An 18,111-nucleotide genomic window follows, 5' to 3' on the forward strand; every position below is an offset into this window, starting at 1 on the left:
GTGCCATGGAGGCGCGGACGGGCCAACTTACCCAAGGGGGCATTGATGACCGCCATCCAGCTGACCGCGCCGCTTCACGGTTGGGCGGCCGCGCTCGACGATGTGCCCGATGCGGTGTTTGCCGGGCGGATGCTGGGCGACGGCGCGGCGATCGATCCGCTCGGCACGACGCTGCACGCGCCATGCGACGGACAGGTGCTGACGCTGCACGCCGGCGGCCATGCCATCACCCTGCGTGGCGAGGGCGGGGTCGAGCTGCTGATGCATGTCGGCATCGATACGGTGCAGCTGGGCGGCAGCGGCTTTACCGCAAGGGTCGCGGTGGGTGACACGGTGACGCGCGGCCAGCCGCTGATCGATTTCGACCTCGACGCGCTGGTGCAGGCAGTACCTTCGCTGATGACGCCGATCATCGTCACCAATGGCGACCGGTTCCGCATCACCGATCGCAGCGGTGGCCGGGTGGTCGCGGTGGGCGATGCCTTGCTGACGCTGGAGCCGCTGGACGCGGCAGTCGCTGCGCCGGACGCGTCGGGCGAGCGGGTCGTCAAGGACGTCCGTGTCCCGCTGGCGCATGGTATCCATGCCCGCCCGGCGGCGCGCATCGGCGAGGTTGCGCGCGGCTTCACCGCGACCAGCTGGCTGGCGAAGAACGGGGGCGAGGCGAGGACGTCGGGTGCGGTCGGGCTGCTGGGCCTCGGCATCCGCTTCGGCGACACGATCCGCGTCAGCGCGAGCGGCCCCGATGCGGCGCAGGCGGTCGACGCGCTGGTCGCGCTGATCGAAGGCGGCATGGGCGAGGGCGTCGCCCATGCTCCCGCCGCACCGATCGCCGCGCCGCCGCCGGTGCAGCCGGTCGAACTGGCCGAGGGGCAGCTGGCCGGCACGCTCGCCGCGCCGGGCTTTGCAATCGGCACCGCGCGCTGGCTGCGCGTCGCCGATATTCCGGTGCCGGTCGACGGGCAGGGCGCGGGCGTCGAAGCCGCGCGGCTCGACAGCGCGCTGGCGGCGGTGCGCGACCGGCTGGCGTCGCAGGACGGCAGCGGTGCGGGTGCTGCGATCCGTGCGGCGCATATCGCGTTCCTCGACGATCCTGAATTACGCGAGGCGGCCGACCGCGCCGTGGGGGCCGGGCGCGATGCCGGCCATGCCTGGCGACAGGCGACGCGGGCGCAGGCGGCGACGCTGCGGTTGCTGGGCGATGCGCGGCTGGCCGAGCGTGCCGACGATCTACTCGACCTCGAACGGCAGGTGCTGCGCGAACTGACCGGCGCGGCCGATGATGCGATGACCTTTGCGCCCGGCACCATCCTGCTTGCCGACGACCTGTTGCCGTCGCAGGTGATGGCGCTCGATCCTGCCTGTGTGGCGGGGTTGCTGGTCGAGCGCGGTGGCCCGACCTCGCACGTTGCGATCCTCGCCGCGACGATGGGCCTGCCCGCGCTGGTCGCGGTCGGCGCGCCGCTGACGCACGTCGAGGACGGCACGACCCTGATCCTCGACGCCGATAGCGGCGTAATCCATGTCGCGCCTGACGAGGCGACGCTGACGCAGGCGCGCGGCGGCATCGAACGCCGCGCCGCCGAGCGTGCCGCCGCGCTGGCGCAGGCGGCGGAGCATTGCGTCACCACCGATGGCGTGCGGATCGAAGCGTTCGCCAATCTCGGTTCGCTCGACGATGCGGTCGCCGCCATGGCGAACGGCGCGGAAGGGTCGGGGCTGCTGCGCACCGAATTCCTGTTCCTCGAACGGGATACTGCCCCCGACGTCGCCGAACAGGCCGCGCTGTACGGCGATATCGCGCGCACGCTGGAGGGGCGGCCGTTGATCGTTCGCCTGCTCGATGTCGGTGGCGACAAGCCGGCGTCCTACCTGCCGATCGCACCGGAGGAGAATCCGGCGCTGGGCCTGCGCGGCATCCGCGTTGCGCTCGCCATGCCGGACATCCTTGAGGCGCAGCTGCGCGCCATCCTGTCGGTCCAGCCGGTCGGGCAGTGCCGGATCATGGTGCCGATGGTCGCCAGCGTCGAGGAAATCACCGCCGTCCGCGCGGTCGTCGACCGGTTGCGCGGCGAGATGGGGATTGCCGAGCGGGTCGAGGTCGGCATCATGGTCGAAACCCCGGCGGCGGCGGTCACGTCGGCGACGCTGGCGGCGCACGCCGATTTCCTGTCGATCGGGACCAACGACCTGACGCAATATGCGCTGGCAATGGATCGCGGCAATCCGGCGGTGGCCGGCGGGGTCGATGGCCTGCATCCTGCGGTGCTCCAACTGATCGCGCATACGACTGACGGCGCGAAGCGGCACAAGCGCTGGGTCGGCGTGTGCGGCGGGCTGGCGTCCGATCGACTGGCGATCCCGCTGCTGGTCGGCCTGGGCATCACCGAATTGTCGGCGTCGCCGCGCTTCGTACCCGAATTGAAGGCGCTGGTCCGGCGTCTCGACACCGCCGCCTGCCACACGCTCGCCATCCGCGCGCTGGCGGCATCCTCCCCGCGCGAGGTCCGCGCGCTTGCCCGCGAATTCCTTCAGGAGCTCCCCGCATGAAGTCGATCGTCGAAGCGCTGCAACCGATCGGCCGCGCGCTGATGCTGCCGATCGCGGTCCTGCCGGTGGCGGGGCTGTTGTTGCGGCTGGGCCAGCCCGACCTGCTCGATATCGGCCTGCTGGCGGCGGCGGGCGATGCGCTGTTCAACAATCTTGGGCTGCTGTTCGCCATCGGCGTCGCGTGCGGTATCGCCCGCGACGGCAATGGCGCGGCGTGCCTGGCCGGGGTCGTCTGCTATCTGGTCGTCAAGAATGGCGGGCCGGTGTTCCTGACCGTGCCGACCGACGTGACGCAAGGGTTCAACGACGCCACCGCCGCCATCCTGTCGGCCGCGTGGAAGGCAAAGGCGTTCGGCAAGCTCGATGTGCCGATCGGCATCGTCTCCGGCCTGATCGGCGGCAGTTTCTACAACCGGTTCGCAACGATCAAGGTGCCGGAATATCTCGCCTTCTTCGGCGGGCGCCGTTTCGTGCCGATCGTCAGCGGGCTGGCGGGCGTCGGCATCGCCATGGTGCTGGGGCTGAGCTTTGCCGGGATCAGCAGCGCGCTCGACCTGACCAGCCGCGCGCTGGTGGCATCGGGCAGCTTCGGGCTGTTCGGCTTCGGCCTGCTCAACCGGCTGCTGCTGGTGACCGGGCTGCACCATATCCTGAACAATGTCGCGTGGTTCGTGCTGGGCGATTTCAACGGCACGACCGGCGATCTGCGACGCTTCTTTGCCGGCGATCCGACCGCGGGCGCGTTCATGGCCGGGTATTTCCCCGTCATGATGTTCGGCCTGCCCGCCGCGTGCCTGGCCATGTATCGATCCGCCTTGCCCGACCGGCGCAAGGCGGTGGGCGGCATGCTCCTCAGCCTTGCGCTCACCAGCTTCCTGACCGGTGTGACCGAACCGATCGAGTTCTCGTTCATGTTCCTCGCGCCCGTGCTCTACGCGATCCATGCGGTGCTGACCGGCGTGTCGATGGCGGTGATGGACGCGCTGGGCGTGCGGTTGGGTTTCGGCTTCTCGGCCGGGCTGTTCGACTATGTGCTGAACTATGGGAAGGCGACCAAGCCGCTGCTGCTGCTGCCCATCGGCCTCGTCTATTTCGCGGTCTATTACGGGGTGTTCCGTTTCTTCATCGTGCGGTTCGACCTGAAGACGCCGGGCCGCGACGCCAGTGTCGCGCCGATGGGCGGTGCGCCGGTCGCGGCGGGCGAGCGGGGGCGGGCGTTCCTTGCGGCGCTGGGCGGCAGTGCGAACCTCGTCAGCATCGGGGCATGCACCACGCGCCTGCGCCTGGTCGTCGCGGATCAGGCGCTGGTCGATGAAGCCGCGCTGAAGGCGCTGGGCGCGATGGGGGTGATCCGTCCGTCGGATCGCGCGGTGCAGGTCATCGTCGGCCCGATCGCCGACCAGGTGGCCGAGGAAATCCGTGCGGCCGGAGCCGGCGGTCCGGTGGCCGTGGTTGCCGCGACGGAAACGGTCGCGACCGATGCGGCCGTCGACCTGTCACCCGATCTGCTGGCGGCACTGGGCGGCGCGACGGCGATCGTGCAGGTGCAGGCGCTGGCCGGGCGGATTCGCATCGAGCTGCGCACGCCGGGCACGATCGACCCGACAACGCTGCCCGGCGTGCGCGCCGCGCGGCAGGTCGCGCCGAGCGTGGTGCATGTGCTGGTCTGACAACGCTGGCGGTGTGTTGCGCAAATAGCGCACCGCAGCGCAATATCGTTTGCAGGGATGAAAACTGGTTTCAGCTGATATTGACGCGGCTGGTCGCTGGCGAAAGAATGTCTCGCAGGTGAAATAAAGCGCGTGGAAGCACCGTCGGTGGTTCGGCCGCGATGCGGGGGAGGGCGAACAGGGTCGCCCGGCCACCCGCATCGTGCAGGGCCAACCCCGACGGGCCGCGCGGCACCACAAGGGGGACGTTCATGCAATCGATCACCAAGCTGCTGACGACATCGTGTCTTGCGACCATGCTGGCGGGCACCGCCCATGCGCAGGTCGTGCCGGTGGAGGCGCCGGCCGACACGCAGACTGCTTCGACCAGCAACGACGACATGCTTGTCGTCACCGGTACGCGTATTCGTCGTCCGAATGCGACGTCGGCGGCGCCGATCCAATCGGTCACGTCAGAGGAAATCCGGCAGCAGGCGGCGGTCAACGTCGAGGACGTTTTGAACCGCCTGCCGCAGATCGCGCCCGACGCGCAGCAGAATTACCAGGATTCGGACGGCCGTCAGCGCATCAAGCTGCGCAGCCTCGGCTTCGAACGTACGCTGACCCTTGTCGACGGCTTGCGGCTTGGTACGTCAAACGGCGTCGATGCGGGCATGATTCCGACCGCGCTGATCGAGCGGATCGACGTTCTGTCGGGTGGCGCATCGTCGGTCTATGGTTCGGACGCGGTGGCCGGTGTCGTCAACTTCATCCTGCGCAAGGACCTCGACGGCATCAACCTCAACGCCAATTACAATTTCTACAACCACGACAACAAGGACACGCTGGTCAGCCCATACGCACGGGCGGCCGGTTTCCCGGTGGCGCGTGGCCTGACCAACGACGGCGCACGCAAGGATTTGACGCTGTCGGCCGGGACCAAGCTGTTCGGTGATGCCCTGAGCGTGATGGGTTTCGTCAATTACCGGTCGGCCGATGTGGTGCCGTACGACTCACGGGCCAGTTCGGCGTGCCAGATCGTCGAGGCCGGTATCGATGGGCAGATCAGCTGTTCGACGTCGACCTATACCCAGTTCGGCTATCTGTCACCGCGCGGCGGTGCGCAGTCGGGGCGGGTATATTCCAACAATCCCAACGGGACCAAGAGCTTCGTCCCGTTCGGTGTCGGCATTCAGGCCAATCCGTTCGATGGCTATTCCTACCAGCGTGAAAGCGAGCGGGTAAACGCCGGCGGGTTCGTTTCGCTGAAGCTGTCCGACGCGGTCGAAATCTATGGTAACGGCCTGTGGTTCCGCGACGAATCGTTCAATCGCTTTCCGGCGCGCGTATTCAGCTTTACCTCCTACGGCTCCACGCCGTTCAGCGTGAACTGCGACAATCCGCTGATGTCGGCGGCGCAGCAGGCGGCGATCTGCGGCACTGCGGCGGGTACCGCGACGCTGCTGCCGATCGAGGTCCGGTATCGCTTCAATGCGCTGCCCTATTCGCGCGACACGTATATCAACCAGGGGTTCCGCGGCGTTGCCGGGGTGCGCGGTACCTTCGCCGACGCATGGAGCTATGACGTTGCCGGCGTCTATTCGCGTAGCCAGCAGGACGTGACCTATGGTCCGTTCCCCGAATTCGCGAAGATCAACCGGTCGCTGAACGTGGTCAACGTGAACGGAACGCCGACCTGCCAGTCGGTGGTGAACGGGACCGATGCGTCCTGCGTACCGTTCGATGCCTTCACGGCGAACAACAACAACGCCGCGCTCTACAACTACCTGTTCAGCGGGCGGGACGGGACGCAGGGCAACGTCACCCAGTTGTTCGACGTCGTGGCCAACCTGTCGGGCGATCTCGGCAAATACGGCATCACGTCGCCTTGGGCCGATCAGGGTGTCGCGTTTGCGGTGGGTGCCGAATATCGCAAGGACCGGTTCCTCAACACGGCGGACGCTGTCTTCCGCGAGCAGAATGGCGGCAACGACTTCCAGCTCCGCCAGAGCGTGAAGGAAGCCAATGTCGAAGTGCAGGTTCCGATCGTCGAGAAACAGTCGTGGACGCATCTCCTGCAGGTCAATGCCGGCTATCGCGTGTCGAAGTACGACACAAACCCCCAGACGTTCGGCACCTACAAGATCGAGGCGTTGTGGGCTCCGGTCGCGGACTTCACCTTCCGCGGCGCGTTCAACAAGGCGCAGCGCGCGCCGACGGTGATTGAAATCCGCCAGGCGACACAGCGCGAATATGGCGTGCAGGGCGGTTCGCAGAACGACTTCTGCGCGACGACGACGATCCAGGTGCCTGATCCCACCGACCCGACCCGCACGATTACGCGCAACGTCGCGCCGCGCGCATCGATCGACGTGTGCCGTGCGACCGGCCTGCCGGACGCACTGTACGGCAGCCCGACGCTGAACTGCCCGAACAACCAGTGCACGGTGTTCACGGGCGGCTTCACGGTCGATCCGGAAACAGCCTTCACCAAGACGTTCGGCGTCGTGCTGAAGCCGCGCTTCCTGCCGGGGCTGACCTTCTCGGTCGACCGCTTCCTAATCGATATCGATGATTCGATCGGGTACCAAGATTACAGCTACTGGCAGGAAGGCTGCCTGACGTCGGGCGGCGATCCGTATTTCTGCGACAAGATCGTCCGCGCACCCACGACCGGCATCCTCTACAGCCCGGCGACCAGCAATCCGACGTCGGGGTATATCCAGCAGGGTACAACCAACACCTACAAGACCAAGGCGCATGGCTGGGATCTCCAGGGCCAGTATGTCCTGCCGATCGATCGCTTCGGCACGGTCGACTGGATTTTCAACGGGACGTTGACGACCCTTGCCGGCAATCAGGAATCGCCAATCCGCGACGAACGGAATTGTTCGGGGCTGTTCGGCAATGGCTGTGGGCAGCTGCTTCCCAAGTGGACGCATGGGTTGCGCACCACCTACACCACGCCGGACAAGGTCGCGTCGCTGTCGTTCAACTGGCGCTATGTCGGGTCGTTGACCCATGCGAAGAATTCGGGCGATCCGGCCGTCGGCGGCACGCCGCAGGACGCGCGAAAGACCTTCTATCGCTTCGACCCGGCGAGCTATTTCGATCTGGCGGCGACGTTCGCGGTCGGGCGGGATTTCACGCTCCGCTTTGCAGCCAACAACCTGCTGGACAAGGTGCCGCCGTTGTTCCCGAGCTCGTACGACGTCTCGCTGGCACGCAACAACACGATCCCGGCGCGCTATGATTCGCTCGGCCGGCAGATCGCGATCGGTGCGACCGTCAACTTCTGACGCGCATCTTCCAACGGCAGGAAAGGCCCGCTCCTCCAACCGGGGGGGCGGGCTTTTCCGTGTCAGGCGCGGCGCAGGCTGGCGGATTTGACGATGGTGCTGCGGCCGTCGTCGCCGGTCACGGCATAGGTGAAGCCCGGCAGGATCGCGAAGGCGCCGACCTGTCCGTTCCGGTCCATCGCGAGGAAGCCGACCTGCACCCCGTCCAGCGCCTTCCCGCGCAGCTTTTCGATGTGTTCGACCGCCTCGCGGCAGGCGTTCATCGGCGTCATGCCCGCTCGAAGCGAGGACACGACGCGGGCGGTCCCGGCGATCCGGGTGACCTCTTCGCCAAGGCCGGTGGCCGTGGCGGCACCGACGCCGGCTTCGACGAACAGGCCGCTGCCGACCTGCGGGGAGTCGCCGACGCGGCCGTGCAGCTTGAACGCCATGCCCGACGTGGTGCAGGCACCCGCCAGATCGCCATGCGGCGCGCGGGCGATCATGCCGATCGTGTCATGGTCGAGCGGCCCGCCCAGCGTCGCGCGCGCATTCTCGCTATTGGCGACGGGGGCGTATTTCGAGGTCTTGAGCCATTTGCGCCATTCGGCTTCGGCCTCGGGCGTCAGCAGCTTTTCCGCCGTGAAGCCCGATTCCAGCGCGAATTGCCGCGCGCCGTCGCCGACGAGGAAGGTGTGTGGGGTCCGCTCCATCACCGCGCGCGCGACCGAGATCGGGTGGGCGATATCCTCCATCGCGGCGACCGCGCCGACATGGCCCTTGTCGTCCATGATGACCGCGTCCAGCGTCACCCGCCCGTCGCGGTCGGGATAGCCGCCCTTGCCGACCGAATGGTTCGACAGGTCGGCCTCGGGCACCTTCGCCCCGGCCTCCAGCGCGTCGATCAGGCTACCGCCGGCGCGGAAGCGGGCGACGGCGGCATCATTGGCGGCGGCGCCGAAATCCCAGGTGGACGCGACGCGCAGGGTGGACGCGGCGCGGGGTTGCGCGGGCAGGCTGGCGGCACCGGTCGCGGCGGCGAGGCCGGCAATGGCGGTGCGGCGGGTGATGGTCGGCATGGGTGCCCCTTTTACTGGTGATGCGCGGTTGTGCGCACTCGCCGACAAAGGGGCAAGGGGATCAGGCTTCGTCTGGAAACTCGCGGTAAGCGAGTTTCGCGGCGGTACCGGCCCGCTCCCCCTCCCCGCCACCCATCGGTATTGTGACTGGGTGGCGGGGATGGGGAGCGGGCCGGTGCCGCAGACGTGCCATGGGCACGTTTCGAGAGGACGATCAGATCGCGATCTCGCGCAGCACCGCGTCGAGCACCGGAATGCCCGCCGGGGTCAGCGCCAACCAGGTTCCGTCGCGCACCAGCAATCCCTGTCGCGCAAGCAGGGCAACCGCATCCGCGCGTACGACCGCATCGATCGGGCGCAGGCCCAGCGTCGCGATGCGGGCAAGGTCGACGCCCTCGCGCATCCTGAGACCCATCACCAGCGCTTCGGTCACGCGTTCGTCGGGGGTCAGGGCATCCTCACGCTCGATGCCATGGCCGTTGCGCTCCACGGCGGCGATCCAGTTTTCGGGCTTCTTGCGGCGGACGGTCGCCAGCCCGGCGCGGCGGCCATGCGCGCCGGGACCGATGCCGGCATAGTCGCGATAGCGCCAGTAGGTCAGGTTGTGGCGGCTCTCCGCGCCCGGCCGGGCATGGTTCGACACCTCATACAGCGGCAGCCCGGCGGTACGGGTCAGCACCTGCGTCGTTTCGAACAGGTCGGCGGACAGGTCGGCATCGGGCAGGGTGAGCTGCCCCTTCGCTGCCAGCGTGGCAAAGCGGGTGCCGGGTTCGATGGTCAATTGGTAGAGCGACAGATGTTCGGTCCCGAACGACAGCGCGCGGGTGAGTTCCGTCTCCCATGCAGCCAGCGACTGGCCGGGCCGGGCATAGATCAGGTCGAAGCTGACCCGCGCGAAATGGCGCTGTGCGACGTCTAGCGCGGCCAGTGCCTCCTCCACGCCATGCGCGCGTTCGAGGAAGGCGAGCGCGTCGTCGTGCAACGCCTGTACGCCCAGCGACACGCGATTGACCCCGGCGGCGGCGATGTCGGCAAAGCGCGCGGCTTCCACCGAGGACGGGTTCGCCTCCAGCGTGATCTCGATATTCTCGGTCGGGGGCCATTGGCGGGACGCCGCCTCGATGATCGCGGCGACGGTCGCGGGCGGCATCAGCGACGGCGTGCCGCCACCGAAGAAGATCGATGCCAGCCGCCGGCCGGGCAGGGCGGCAGCCTCATGCGCCAGGTCGGCCAGCAGCGCGTGCAGCCACGCGGCCTGATCCACCTGATCGCGCACATGGCTGTTGAAGTCGCAATAGGGACATTTCGACACGCAGAACGGCCAATGGACGTAGAGCGCCAGAGGATCGGGGGCGGGTGCTTGGTCGGGCTGCATCGCCGTCCCATATGGGGGCGATGCGAGCGATACAAATGCTGATGGCGGCGTTGCTGCTGGGTGCCTGTTCCGCCGGGCCGGCCCATGTGCCCGAGCGTGTGGTCGAACCGCGTGCGTTCGAAGGAAATGCGCCGCGCGGGAGCGCGAAGTTGCGGCAGGCGATGGAGGCGGGGCACCGCGCGGCGCGGGCGCAGGCGAATTTGCCGGCGCTGGCGTGGGACCCGGCGCTTGTTCGCGATGCGCAACGCTATGTCGACACGCTGGCACAGAACCGCCGCTTCGAACATTCCCCCCAGCCGCGCGGCGTGCCGGAGCAGGGCGAAAACCTGTGGACCGGCACGCGCGGCGCCTATCGCTATGCCGAGATGGTGGGGCATTGGGTCGCCGAAAAGCGCGACTATGTGCCCGGTATCCTGCCGGCGGTGTCGCGCACCGGCCGGTTCGAGGATGTCGGGCACTATACCCAGATCATGTGGCGTACGACCCAGCGCTTCGGCTGTGCCGAGGCGAGCAACGCGAAGGACGATTATATCGTCTGCCGCTATGTGCCCGCCGGCAATTATCCGGGGCAGCGCGCCTTCTGATCGATCAGCCGCGCGCGCCGGCGATCATCTTGGCGGCGATATGGCGGACGGCGTTGTCATCCTTGTCACCGGCCGGCGACGGATCGCCCAGCTTGTCGAGGCTCGCTTCGAGGGAATCGAGCAGGCCCGGATGCTGTTGCTCGACGTAGCGCATCGTCCAGAACAGGAGATGCTCGACCGCGATCTCGCGGTGGCGGGTTTCGGTCAGCGCGTCGGACATGGGGCAATTCCTTTCGGAACGCCCAATGCCCGGACGCGGGCGGGCGTTCCGCTTGGTACGCCCGACCTGATCGTCACCCCGGATCAAGTCCAGGGTGACGGAAAAACGTTCAGTTCAGAACACCGCCTCCACCAGCTGCGCGAACGCATCGGCGCGGTGGCTGATCGCATGCTTGTGGTCGGGATCGATCTCGCCATAGCTCTGGTCCATGCCGTCCTGAACGAACATCGGGTCGTAGCCGAAGCCGTGTTCCCCGCGCGGCGGCCAGACCAGCTGTCCGTCGACGCGGCCTTCGAACCATTCGACATGGCCGTCGGGCCAGGCGAGCGCCAGCGCGCAGACGAAGTGCGCGGCGCGGCTATGATCCGGGCCGGTCGCCTGCATCCGCTCCTCGACCAGCTGCATCGCCGCGCCGAAGTCCTTCGACGGCCCGGCCCAGCGCGCCGAGAAGATGCCGGGGTCGCCGTTCAGCGCCTCGACGCACAGGCCGCTGTCGTCGGCCAGCGCAGGCAGGCCCGACAGGTCGGCGGCCTGCAACGCCTTCAGCTCGGCATTGGCGACGAAGGTCGTGCCGGTTTCTTCCGGCTCGGGCAGGTCGAGTTCGCCGGCCGAAATCGGGGTGACGCCGTACGGCCCGAGCAGCGCCGCGATCTCGCGGATCTTGCCCGGATTATGGCTGGCGATGACCAGCTTACCCGGTTCCAGCTTGCGGATCGCCTGCGGTTCCTTGCCCTCGCCGCTCATCGACCGGTCGCCCGCAGCTGTTCGGCGAAGATGCGGCCGCAGCCGATGCGGGCGAGGCGCAGCAGGCGCAGCAGCGCCTCCTCGTCATAGCATGCGCCTTCGGCGGTAGCCTGGACCTCGGCGATATTGTTGTCGCTGGTCAGGACGAAATTGGCATCGGCATCGGCGGCCGAATCCTCGATATAGTCGAGGTCGAGTACCGGCGTGCCCTGATGAATGCCGCAGCTGACGGCGGCGACCTGCCGGCTGATCGGATCGACCTCCAGCTTGCCTTCACGCATCAGCCCGTCGACCGCGAGGCGCAGCGCCACCCATGCGCCGGAGATCGACGCGGTGCGGGTGCCGCCATCGGCCTGGATCACGTCGCAGTCGAGCGTGATCTGCCGCTCGCCCAGCGCCTTCAGGTCGACCACGGCGCGCAGCGAGCGCCCGATCAGCCGCTGGATTTCCTGGGTACGGCCCGACTGCTTGCCCTTGGCCGCTTCCCGGCTGCTGCGGGTGTGGGTGGCGCGCGGCAGCATGCCGTACTCGGCGGTGACCCAGCCTTCGCCCTTGCCACGCAGCCATGGCGGCAGGCGCTCTTCGAGCGAGGCGGTGACCAGCACCTTGGTATCGCCGAACCCGATCAGGCACGAACCCTCCGCATGGCGGGTGAAGTTCGTCTCGATCGTGATGGGGCGCATTTCGTCGGGGGTGCGGCCGGATGGGCGCATGGGAATCTCCTGAAATTTGCCTATGCACTAGCCGCCCGTTCATCGACGCGCCAGACGCCGCGCGGTACGCCCAAAGGAATACGGGGCCGAAACAACCAACGACAACAGGGAGCCGATGATGAAGAAGATGGCGTTAGCGATGCTGCCGATGCTGCCGATGCTGGGCGGATGCGTGATGGCGGTGGGGAACACGACCACCCAGGCCCCGCCGGTCGCGATCGAGAGCGAGACGATCAGCTACGAGACGTCGCGTTGTTTCGGGACCTGTCCGGTCTACCGCGTCACCGTCCAGCCCGACGGGTCGGGCGTGTTCGAAGGGCGGCAGTTCACCAAGGTCGTCGGCATCCGCAGCTTTCGCGCGACCCCGGCCCAGTATCGTGCCTTTGCCGCTAAGCTGCAGCCCTATCGGCCGCAGGGCGAGCAGCTGATCCAGCCGGGACAGCCGGGATGCGGGCAGGTAGCGACCGACATGCCTTCGGTCGACATCCGCTGGAACGAAATCTCGGGCGCGGCGCAGCACCTCTCGCTCTATTATGGCTGCCGGATGCACGATCAGGCGATGAACGAGGCACTGCGCTCGGCCCCGAACGAGCTGCCGATCCGCCAGTTCATCGAGGCCCCCTAAGCTCCTCCCCGCTCCGCGGGGAGGGGGACCGTTCGCGCAGCGAATGGTGGAGGGGGGTGTCCGCATACGGAATCGTTGCGTTGCGAGGCTATCCCCCTCCACCACCGCTTCGCGGCGGTCCCCCTCCCCGTGCCGGGGAGGATAGGCTTTCCCGAGCGCTTCAACGCTTCTACATTCCCGTCATGGCCCAACCGATCCACGAACTGACCGACCGCGCCCGCGACGTGTTCCGGATCGTGGTCGATTCCTATCTGTCGACCGGCACGCCGGTCGGGTCGCGCACCATCGCGCAATTGTCCGGCCTGAACCTCTCGCCCGCATCGATCCGGGGCGTCATGCAGGACCTGGAGGAAGCGGGCCTGCTCGCCGCGCCGCATGTCAGCGCGGGGCGGATGCCGACCGAGACGGGCCTGCGGCTGTTCGTCGACGGCATGATGCACGCGATGGAGCCTTCGGCGCAGGAACGCGCGACCATCGCCGCACAGGCCGACAGCGCCGGCCCGGTCGAGGAGGCGCTGGCCGGCACTGCCGCTGCGCTGTCAGGCCTGTCCGCGAGTGCGGGCGTGGTGCTGGTGCCCAAGCGCGAGCCGGTGCTCAGGCAGGTGTCGTTCGTGCCGCTGTCTGGCACCCGCGCGCTGGCGGTGCTGGTCGGGGCCGATGGATCGGTCGAGAATCGCGTGCTGGAAACGCCCGGCGCCGGGGCCGCAGCACTGGTGGAGGCGGGCAATTACCTGACCGCGCGGCTGTCGGGCCTGACCTTGAGCGAAGCGCGCGACCGCATCCTGCGCGAAATCGGACAGGAACGCGCCGAGCTGGACGTCGCTGCCCGTGCGCTGGTCGAACGCGGGCTGGTGATGTGGAGCGAGGATGGCGACCATCGCCCGGTGCTGATCGTGCGGGGGCAGGCGCGGCTGATCGACTATGCGGCCAGCCACGACCTCGACCGCGTACGGCAATTGCTCGACGAGCTGGAGGGCAAGGAGGAAATCGCCCGGCTGCTCGAATCGGCGCAGGATGGCGATGCCGCGCGCATCTTCATCGGGTCGGAGAACAAGTTATTCGCATTGACCGGATCGTCGGTCATCGCCAAGCCGGTTCGCGCGCTGGACGGGCGCGTGGTCGGCGTCGTCGGCGTGATCGGGCCTGTCCGGTTGAACTATGCGCGCGTCGTGCCCATGGTGGATTTCACCGCAGCAACGCTGGCCCGACTGCTGGGCTGACAAAGAAGAGACTGGAATGAACGACATCCCCGCCAACGACGATACGAACGACCTGCGCGAAGCCACCGCAGAGGCCGCCCCCGAAGTCGCCGAAGCGGACCGCCACGCCGAACTGGAGGCGAAGCTGGCCGATGCGCAGGCCGAGGTACTGTATGCCCGCGCCGACCTGCAGAACGTCCGCCGCCGCGCCGAAAAGGAAGTGGCCGACGCCCGCGCCTATGCCGCGACCGCGTTTTCGCGCGACATCCTGTCGGTTGCCGACAATCTGTCGCGCGCGCTGTCGGCGATCCCCGATGAATTGCGCGGCGACGACCGGATGAAGGGGCTGATCACCGGCCTGGAGGCGACCGGCCGCGAACTGGAGAGCGTGTTCGGCCGCCACGGCATCACCAAGATGGTGTCGGTCGGTGAAGCGCTCGACCCCAACAAGCATCAGGCGATGTTCGAAGTCCCGTCGAGCGATGCGAAGCCCGGCACGGTCGTGCAGGAAATCCAGACCGGCTATATGATCCGCGACCGGCTGCTCCGCCCGGCGCTGGTCGGCGTGGCCAAGGCGCCGGAGGGCGGGGCCTGAACGACGCGGTTCAGCCCGACCTCGCCACCCCGCCGCGGTTCGAGCGGATCGTCCATCCCGAGGCGATCGTCGATCGCGGCGCGGTGGCGACGTCGCTGCGTGCCCTGTCCGGCGACGGTCGGGACGGCGTGGCATTGCGCCGCGCCGCGACCGCCGTGCTGCGCGACGTCATGGCGCGCGGGCGGGGCGAGATCGAGCGGCGGTTGCGCGCCAACCCCAGCCACGGGCTGGAGACGGCGGCGGCCTATGCCTATCTGACCGATGCGGTCCTCGTCGCGCTGACCGGCTTCATCGTCGAGCGCGTGCACCCCAACCACAATCCGACCGCCGCCGAACGCATGACGCTGATCGCGGTCGGTGGCTATGGTCGGGGCGAGATGGCGCCGCATTCCGACGTCGATATCGGCGTGCTGACCCCGTGGAAGCAGACGCCCTGGTCCGAACAGGTCATCGAATCGACGCTCTATGCGCTGTGGGACCTGGGGCTGAAGGTCGGCCATTCGTCGCGCTCGCTCGACGAAATGGTGCGTCAGGCGAAGGGCGACGTGACGGTGCGCACCGCGCTGGTCGAGGCGCGCTATGTCTGGGGCGACACCGCGCTCTATGCCGAGGCGGCGCAGCGCTTCAAGAGCGAGGTACAGGAAGGAACCGCGCGGACCTTCATCGCCGAAAAGCTGGCCGAACGCGATGCGCGGCACAAGAAGCTGGGCGACACGCGCTACGTCGTCGAACCCAATGTGAAGGAGGGGAAGGGGGGCCTGCGTGACCTCCACGCGCTCTTCTGGATCGGGAAATATGCGTACAATGTCCGCCGTGCCGCCGATCTGGTGCCTGCCGGCCTGTTGAGCGCGCCCGAACTGCGCAAGTTCAACCGCGCCGAGGATTTCCTGTGGGCGGTGCGCTGCCACCTCCACCTCATCACCGGGCGGGCCGAGGAGCGGCTGACCTTCGACGTGCAGACCGAGATCGCGACGCGGATGCGGTACAGCGACCGGGTCGGCAAGTCGCGCGTCGAACGCTTCATGCAATATTATTTCCTGCAGGCGAAGCGGGTCGGCGACCTGACCGGCATGTTCCTCAGCCACCTCGACGAAACCTATGCCGCGCGGGGCAGCCGGTTCGGCTTTCCCCGGCTGCGGCGGCGTCCGCGCCGGCTGAACGGTTTCGTGCTGGACCGGGGACGCCTCGCGCTGCCCAAGGATGACTTCTTCGCCGACGATCCGGTTCGCCTGATCGAAATCTTTGCGCTGGCCGATCTCCACGGCCTCGAAATCCATCCGCTGGCGATGCGCGCGGCGTCGCGCGACGCGCGGCTGGCGGCGCATGTCCGCTCGCACCCGCGTGCCAACCAGCTGTTCCTCGACGTGCTGACGTCCCCGCGCGATCCCGAACTGGTGCTGCGCTGGATGAACGAATGCGGCGTATTCGGCCGGTTCATTCCCGATTTCGGCCGCATCGTCGCGCAGATGCAGTTCGACATGTACCATCATTATACGGTGGACGAGCATACCATCCGCATGATCGGCCTGTTGTCGCAGGTCGAACGCGGCATCTGTCGCGAAGAACATCCGCTGGCGACCGCGCTGTTCGGCGGTATCGTCCAGCGGCGCGCGCTCTATGTCGCGGTGCTGTGCCACGACATCGCCAAGGGGCGTGGCGGCGACCATTCGATCCTGGGCGCGGAGGTCGCCGAGCGGCTGTGCCCGCGCCTCGGCCTGACCCCGGCCGAGACCGAAACGGTCGCGTGGCTGGTCCGCTATCACCTGTTGATGTCGGCCACCGCGTTCAAGCGGGATCTCAGCGATTTCAAGACGATCCTCGACTTCACCAGCGTCGTGCAATCGCCGCAGCGGCTGCGCATGCTGCTGGTGCTGACCGTCGTCGACATTCGCGCGGTCGGGCCGGGGACGTGGAACGGGTGGAAGCGGCAGTTGCTGACCACCCTGTTCGAAACCGCCGAGGAGGTCCTTCGGCTGGGCCACAAGCAGCGCGGCCGGGACGAGCGCATCGCCGAGAAGCAGGCGACGCTGCGTGCGGCGCTGGGCTGGGACAAGGAAACGCTCGCCGCCTATGTCCGGCACCTGCCGCCGGCCTATTGGATTGCCGAGCCGGACGACGTGATCGCCGCCAATGCGCGCGTCGTCGACCAGTCGGCCGACACCCGCCTGACGATCGAAACCAGCGTGGACGAGGATCGCGGCGCGACGCTGGTCACGGTCCACGCCGCCGACCATCCGGGGCTGTTCTATCGCATCGCCGGGGCGATCCATGCCGCGGGCGGCAACATCATCGACGCACGCATCCACACGACGCGCACCGGCATGGCGCTCGACAATTTCCTGGTGCAGAATCCGCTGGGCGGGCCGTTCGACGAAGCGGGGCAGTTGCAGCGGTTGAAGACCGCGATCGCCGATGCGCTGGCCAACCGGATGAAGCTGAACGACCGGCTGGCCGCCAAGCCGCTGTCGCGTCCCCGCGCAGAGGCCTTCCCGATCGAGCCGAACGTGCTGATCGACAATGCCGCGTCGAACCGCTTCACCGTGATCGAGGTCAACGCCCGTGACCGTCCGGCGCTACTCCACCATCTGGCGCAGGCGCTGTTCCAGTCGAAGGTGACGCTACATTCGGCGCATGTCGCGACCTATGGCGAGCGCGCCGTCGACACTTTCTACGTCACCGACCTGACCGGCGACCGGATCACCGGCCAATTGCGGCTGAAATCGCTGGAGCGGCGGCTGCTCGACGCAGCGGCGGGCAAGGAATTCGCGGGTTTCGCCTGATCCTGGCGATCTGGCGGAGTAGCCAGCATCCCCGCATGGGCCTGCTGCTCCCCGAAGATCGCGCCGACGCTTTCCGTCTGAATCCGGCGTGGTCGCCGCGCGGATATGAAAAAGCCGCCATGGTCAAGACGGAACATGGCGGCTCTTCAAACCAATAGGTCGGCGCCCCGGATTACTTCGGCGACAACACCATCAGCATCTGGCGGCCTTCCATGCGCGGATAGGCTTCGACCTTGGCGATTTCCTGCGTCGCTTCGGCAACCCGCTGCAACACCGCCATGCCGAGCTGGCCATGGCTCAGCTCACGACCGCGGAAGCGCATCGTAACCTTCACCTTGTCGCCTTCGGTGATGAACTGCTCGACCTTCTTCATCTTCGTATCATAGTCATGATCGTCGATGTTCGGACGCATTTTGATCTCCTTGATCTCCTGCGTCTTCTGGGTCTTGCGGGCGAGGTTCGCCTTCTTCTGCGCCTCGTACTTGAACTTGCCGACGTCGAGGAACTTCGCGACCGGCGGGTCGGCGTTCGGCGACACCTCGACCAGATCGAGTCCGACCTCCTGCGCCTGCGCCATGGCTTCGCGCGTGAACATCACACCCAGATTCTCACCCTCATGGTCGATCACACGGACCTTGGGGCTCTGGATGAACTCATTGAATCGGGGGCCGTTCATCGGCGGCGGCGCATTGGGGCGACGCATCATGGGCGGACGGATAG

At 67.5% G+C, this 18,111-nt stretch carries 15 protein-coding genes; 9 read left to right on the forward strand and 6 right to left on the reverse strand.

The genetic code is table 11. The features are described from left to right. Positions 1 to 45 precede the first annotated feature (45 nt). The 3 genes from ptsP to ASE58_RS05595 all read left to right on the forward strand — a co-directional run bounded on the left by ptsP (position 46) and on the right by ASE58_RS05595 (position 7,498). Complete coding sequence (gene ptsP / locus ASE58_RS05585) at positions 46 to 2,550, forward strand: phosphoenolpyruvate--protein phosphotransferase (RefSeq protein ID WP_055818606.1); 2,505 nt, start codon at positions 46 to 48, stop codon at positions 2,548 to 2,550. Next, a complete protein-coding gene (gene nagE, locus ASE58_RS05590) occupies positions 2,547 to 4,220 on the forward strand; it encodes an N-acetylglucosamine-specific PTS transporter subunit IIBC (protein WP_055818608.1) in 1,674 nt (557 codons plus the stop codon). Before ptsP ends, nagE begins: the two co-directional genes overlap by 4 nt. Before the next feature lie 251 nt (positions 4,221 to 4,471). Further along, positions 4,472 to 7,498, forward strand: a complete 3,027-nt coding sequence (locus ASE58_RS05595) for a TonB-dependent receptor plug domain-containing protein (RefSeq protein ID WP_156347622.1) — start codon at positions 4,472 to 4,474, stop codon at positions 7,496 to 7,498. A gap of 62 nt (positions 7,499 to 7,560) precedes the next feature. On the opposite strand, the gene ASE58_RS05600 is transcribed toward ASE58_RS05595, so the two are convergent. Together ASE58_RS05600 and hemW are read right to left on the reverse strand one after the other, a co-directional pair. After that, positions 7,561 to 8,556, reverse strand: coding sequence for a N(4)-(beta-N-acetylglucosaminyl)-L-asparaginase (locus ASE58_RS05600; protein ID WP_055818610.1), 996 nt, complete (start codon positions 8,554 to 8,556; stop codon positions 7,561 to 7,563). A gap of 214 nt (positions 8,557 to 8,770) precedes the next feature. After that, positions 8,771 to 9,931, reverse strand: a complete 1,161-nt coding sequence (gene hemW, locus ASE58_RS05605; protein WP_055818612.1) for a radical SAM family heme chaperone HemW — start codon at positions 9,929 to 9,931, stop codon at positions 8,771 to 8,773. Positions 9,932 to 9,951: 20 nt separating this feature from the next. On the opposite strand from hemW, the gene ASE58_RS05610 reads away from it, so the two are divergent. Continuing rightward, positions 9,952 to 10,515, forward strand: a complete 564-nt coding sequence (locus ASE58_RS05610; protein ID WP_235513501.1) for a CAP domain-containing protein — start codon at positions 9,952 to 9,954, stop codon at positions 10,513 to 10,515. Between the two features lie 4 nt (positions 10,516 to 10,519). On the opposite strand, the gene ASE58_RS05615 is transcribed toward ASE58_RS05610, so the two are convergent. The 3 genes from ASE58_RS05615 to rph form a co-directional block, all read right to left on the reverse strand. Next, positions 10,520 to 10,735, reverse strand: coding sequence for a hypothetical protein (locus ASE58_RS05615; protein WP_055818616.1), 216 nt, complete (start codon positions 10,733 to 10,735; stop codon positions 10,520 to 10,522). Between the two features lie 114 nt (positions 10,736 to 10,849). Further along, positions 10,850 to 11,479: an RdgB/HAM1 family non-canonical purine NTP pyrophosphatase gene (gene rdgB, locus ASE58_RS05620; protein ID WP_055818619.1), complete on the reverse strand. Its 630-nt coding sequence runs from the start codon at positions 11,477 to 11,479 to the stop codon at positions 10,850 to 10,852. Beyond that, positions 11,476 to 12,192, reverse strand: coding sequence for a ribonuclease PH (gene rph / locus ASE58_RS05625; protein WP_055758866.1), 717 nt, complete (start codon positions 12,190 to 12,192; stop codon positions 11,476 to 11,478). The genes rdgB and rph overlap by 4 nt, the downstream gene beginning before the upstream one ends. Before the next feature lie 118 nt (positions 12,193 to 12,310). Here rph and ASE58_RS05630 point away from each other — a divergent pair, with 118 nt between their 5' ends. The 5 genes from ASE58_RS05630 to ASE58_RS18425 all read left to right on the forward strand — a co-directional run bounded on the left by ASE58_RS05630 (position 12,311) and on the right by ASE58_RS18425 (position 17,549). Next, positions 12,311 to 12,817, forward strand: a complete 507-nt coding sequence (locus tag ASE58_RS05630; RefSeq protein ID WP_082467788.1) for a DUF6438 domain-containing protein — start codon at positions 12,311 to 12,313, stop codon at positions 12,815 to 12,817. 182 nt (positions 12,818 to 12,999) lie between these two features. Next, positions 13,000 to 14,037, forward strand: coding sequence for a heat-inducible transcriptional repressor HrcA (gene hrcA / locus ASE58_RS05635; RefSeq protein WP_055818622.1), 1,038 nt, complete (start codon positions 13,000 to 13,002; stop codon positions 14,035 to 14,037). Positions 14,038 to 14,053: 16 nt separating this feature from the next. Next, entirely contained in the window at positions 14,054 to 14,611 is a 558-nt protein-coding gene (locus ASE58_RS05640; protein WP_055818624.1) for a nucleotide exchange factor GrpE, read from the forward strand. Between the two features lie 83 nt (positions 14,612 to 14,694). Further along, positions 14,695 to 17,391: a [protein-PII] uridylyltransferase gene (locus tag ASE58_RS05645; protein ID WP_235513502.1), complete on the forward strand. Its 2,697-nt coding sequence runs from the start codon at positions 14,695 to 14,697 to the stop codon at positions 17,389 to 17,391. Between the two features lie 35 nt (positions 17,392 to 17,426). Further along, entirely contained in the window at positions 17,427 to 17,549 is a 123-nt protein-coding gene (locus ASE58_RS18425) for a hypothetical protein (RefSeq protein WP_268795058.1), read from the forward strand. A gap of 14 nt (positions 17,550 to 17,563) precedes the next feature. On the opposite strand, the gene infC is transcribed toward ASE58_RS18425, so the two are convergent. After that, positions 17,564 to 18,097, reverse strand: a complete 534-nt coding sequence (gene infC / locus ASE58_RS05650) for a translation initiation factor IF-3 (protein ID WP_055758887.1) — start codon at positions 18,095 to 18,097, stop codon at positions 17,564 to 17,566. Positions 18,098 to 18,111: the final 14 nt, after the last annotated feature.

The organism is Sphingomonas sp. Leaf9 (assembly GCF_001421355.1).
Classification (GTDB): domain Bacteria; phylum Pseudomonadota; class Alphaproteobacteria; order Sphingomonadales; family Sphingomonadaceae; genus Sphingomonas.

What these genes read in the sequence shown, in the direction of transcription:
- ptsP (WP_055818606.1), top strand. Translation starts at nt 46, where the DNA reads ATGACCGCCATCCAGCTGACCGCGCCGCTTCACGGTTGGGCGGCCGCG.
- nagE (WP_055818608.1), top strand. Translation starts at nt 2,547, where the DNA reads ATGAAGTCGATCGTCGAAGCGCTGCAACCGATCGGCCGCGCGCTGATG.
- ASE58_RS05595 (WP_156347622.1), top strand. Translation starts at nt 4,472, where the DNA reads ATGCAATCGATCACCAAGCTGCTGACGACATCGTGTCTTGCGACCATG.
- ASE58_RS05600 (WP_055818610.1), bottom strand. Translation starts at nt 8,556, where the DNA reads ATGCCGACCATCACCCGCCGCACCGCCATTGCCGGCCTCGCCGCCGCG.
- hemW (WP_055818612.1), bottom strand. Translation starts at nt 9,931, where the DNA reads ATGCAGCCCGACCAAGCACCCGCCCCCGATCCTCTGGCGCTCTACGTC.
- ASE58_RS05610 (WP_235513501.1), top strand. Translation starts at nt 9,952, where the DNA reads ATGCGAGCGATACAAATGCTGATGGCGGCGTTGCTGCTGGGTGCCTGT.
- ASE58_RS05615 (WP_055818616.1), bottom strand. Translation starts at nt 10,735, where the DNA reads ATGTCCGACGCGCTGACCGAAACCCGCCACCGCGAGATCGCGGTCGAG.
- rdgB (WP_055818619.1), bottom strand. Translation starts at nt 11,479, where the DNA reads ATGAGCGGCGAGGGCAAGGAACCGCAGGCGATCCGCAAGCTGGAACCG.
- rph (WP_055758866.1), bottom strand. Translation starts at nt 12,192, where the DNA reads ATGCGCCCATCCGGCCGCACCCCCGACGAAATGCGCCCCATCACGATC.
- ASE58_RS05630 (WP_082467788.1), top strand. Translation starts at nt 12,311, where the DNA reads ATGAAGAAGATGGCGTTAGCGATGCTGCCGATGCTGCCGATGCTGGGC.
- hrcA (WP_055818622.1), top strand. Translation starts at nt 13,000, where the DNA reads ATGGCCCAACCGATCCACGAACTGACCGACCGCGCCCGCGACGTGTTC.
- ASE58_RS05640 (WP_055818624.1), top strand. Translation starts at nt 14,054, where the DNA reads ATGAACGACATCCCCGCCAACGACGATACGAACGACCTGCGCGAAGCC.
- ASE58_RS18425 (WP_268795058.1), top strand. Translation starts at nt 17,427, where the DNA reads ATGGGCCTGCTGCTCCCCGAAGATCGCGCCGACGCTTTCCGTCTGAAT.
- infC (WP_055758887.1), bottom strand. Translation starts at nt 18,097, where the DNA reads ATGATGCGTCGCCCCAATGCGCCGCCGCCGATGAACGGCCCCCGATTC.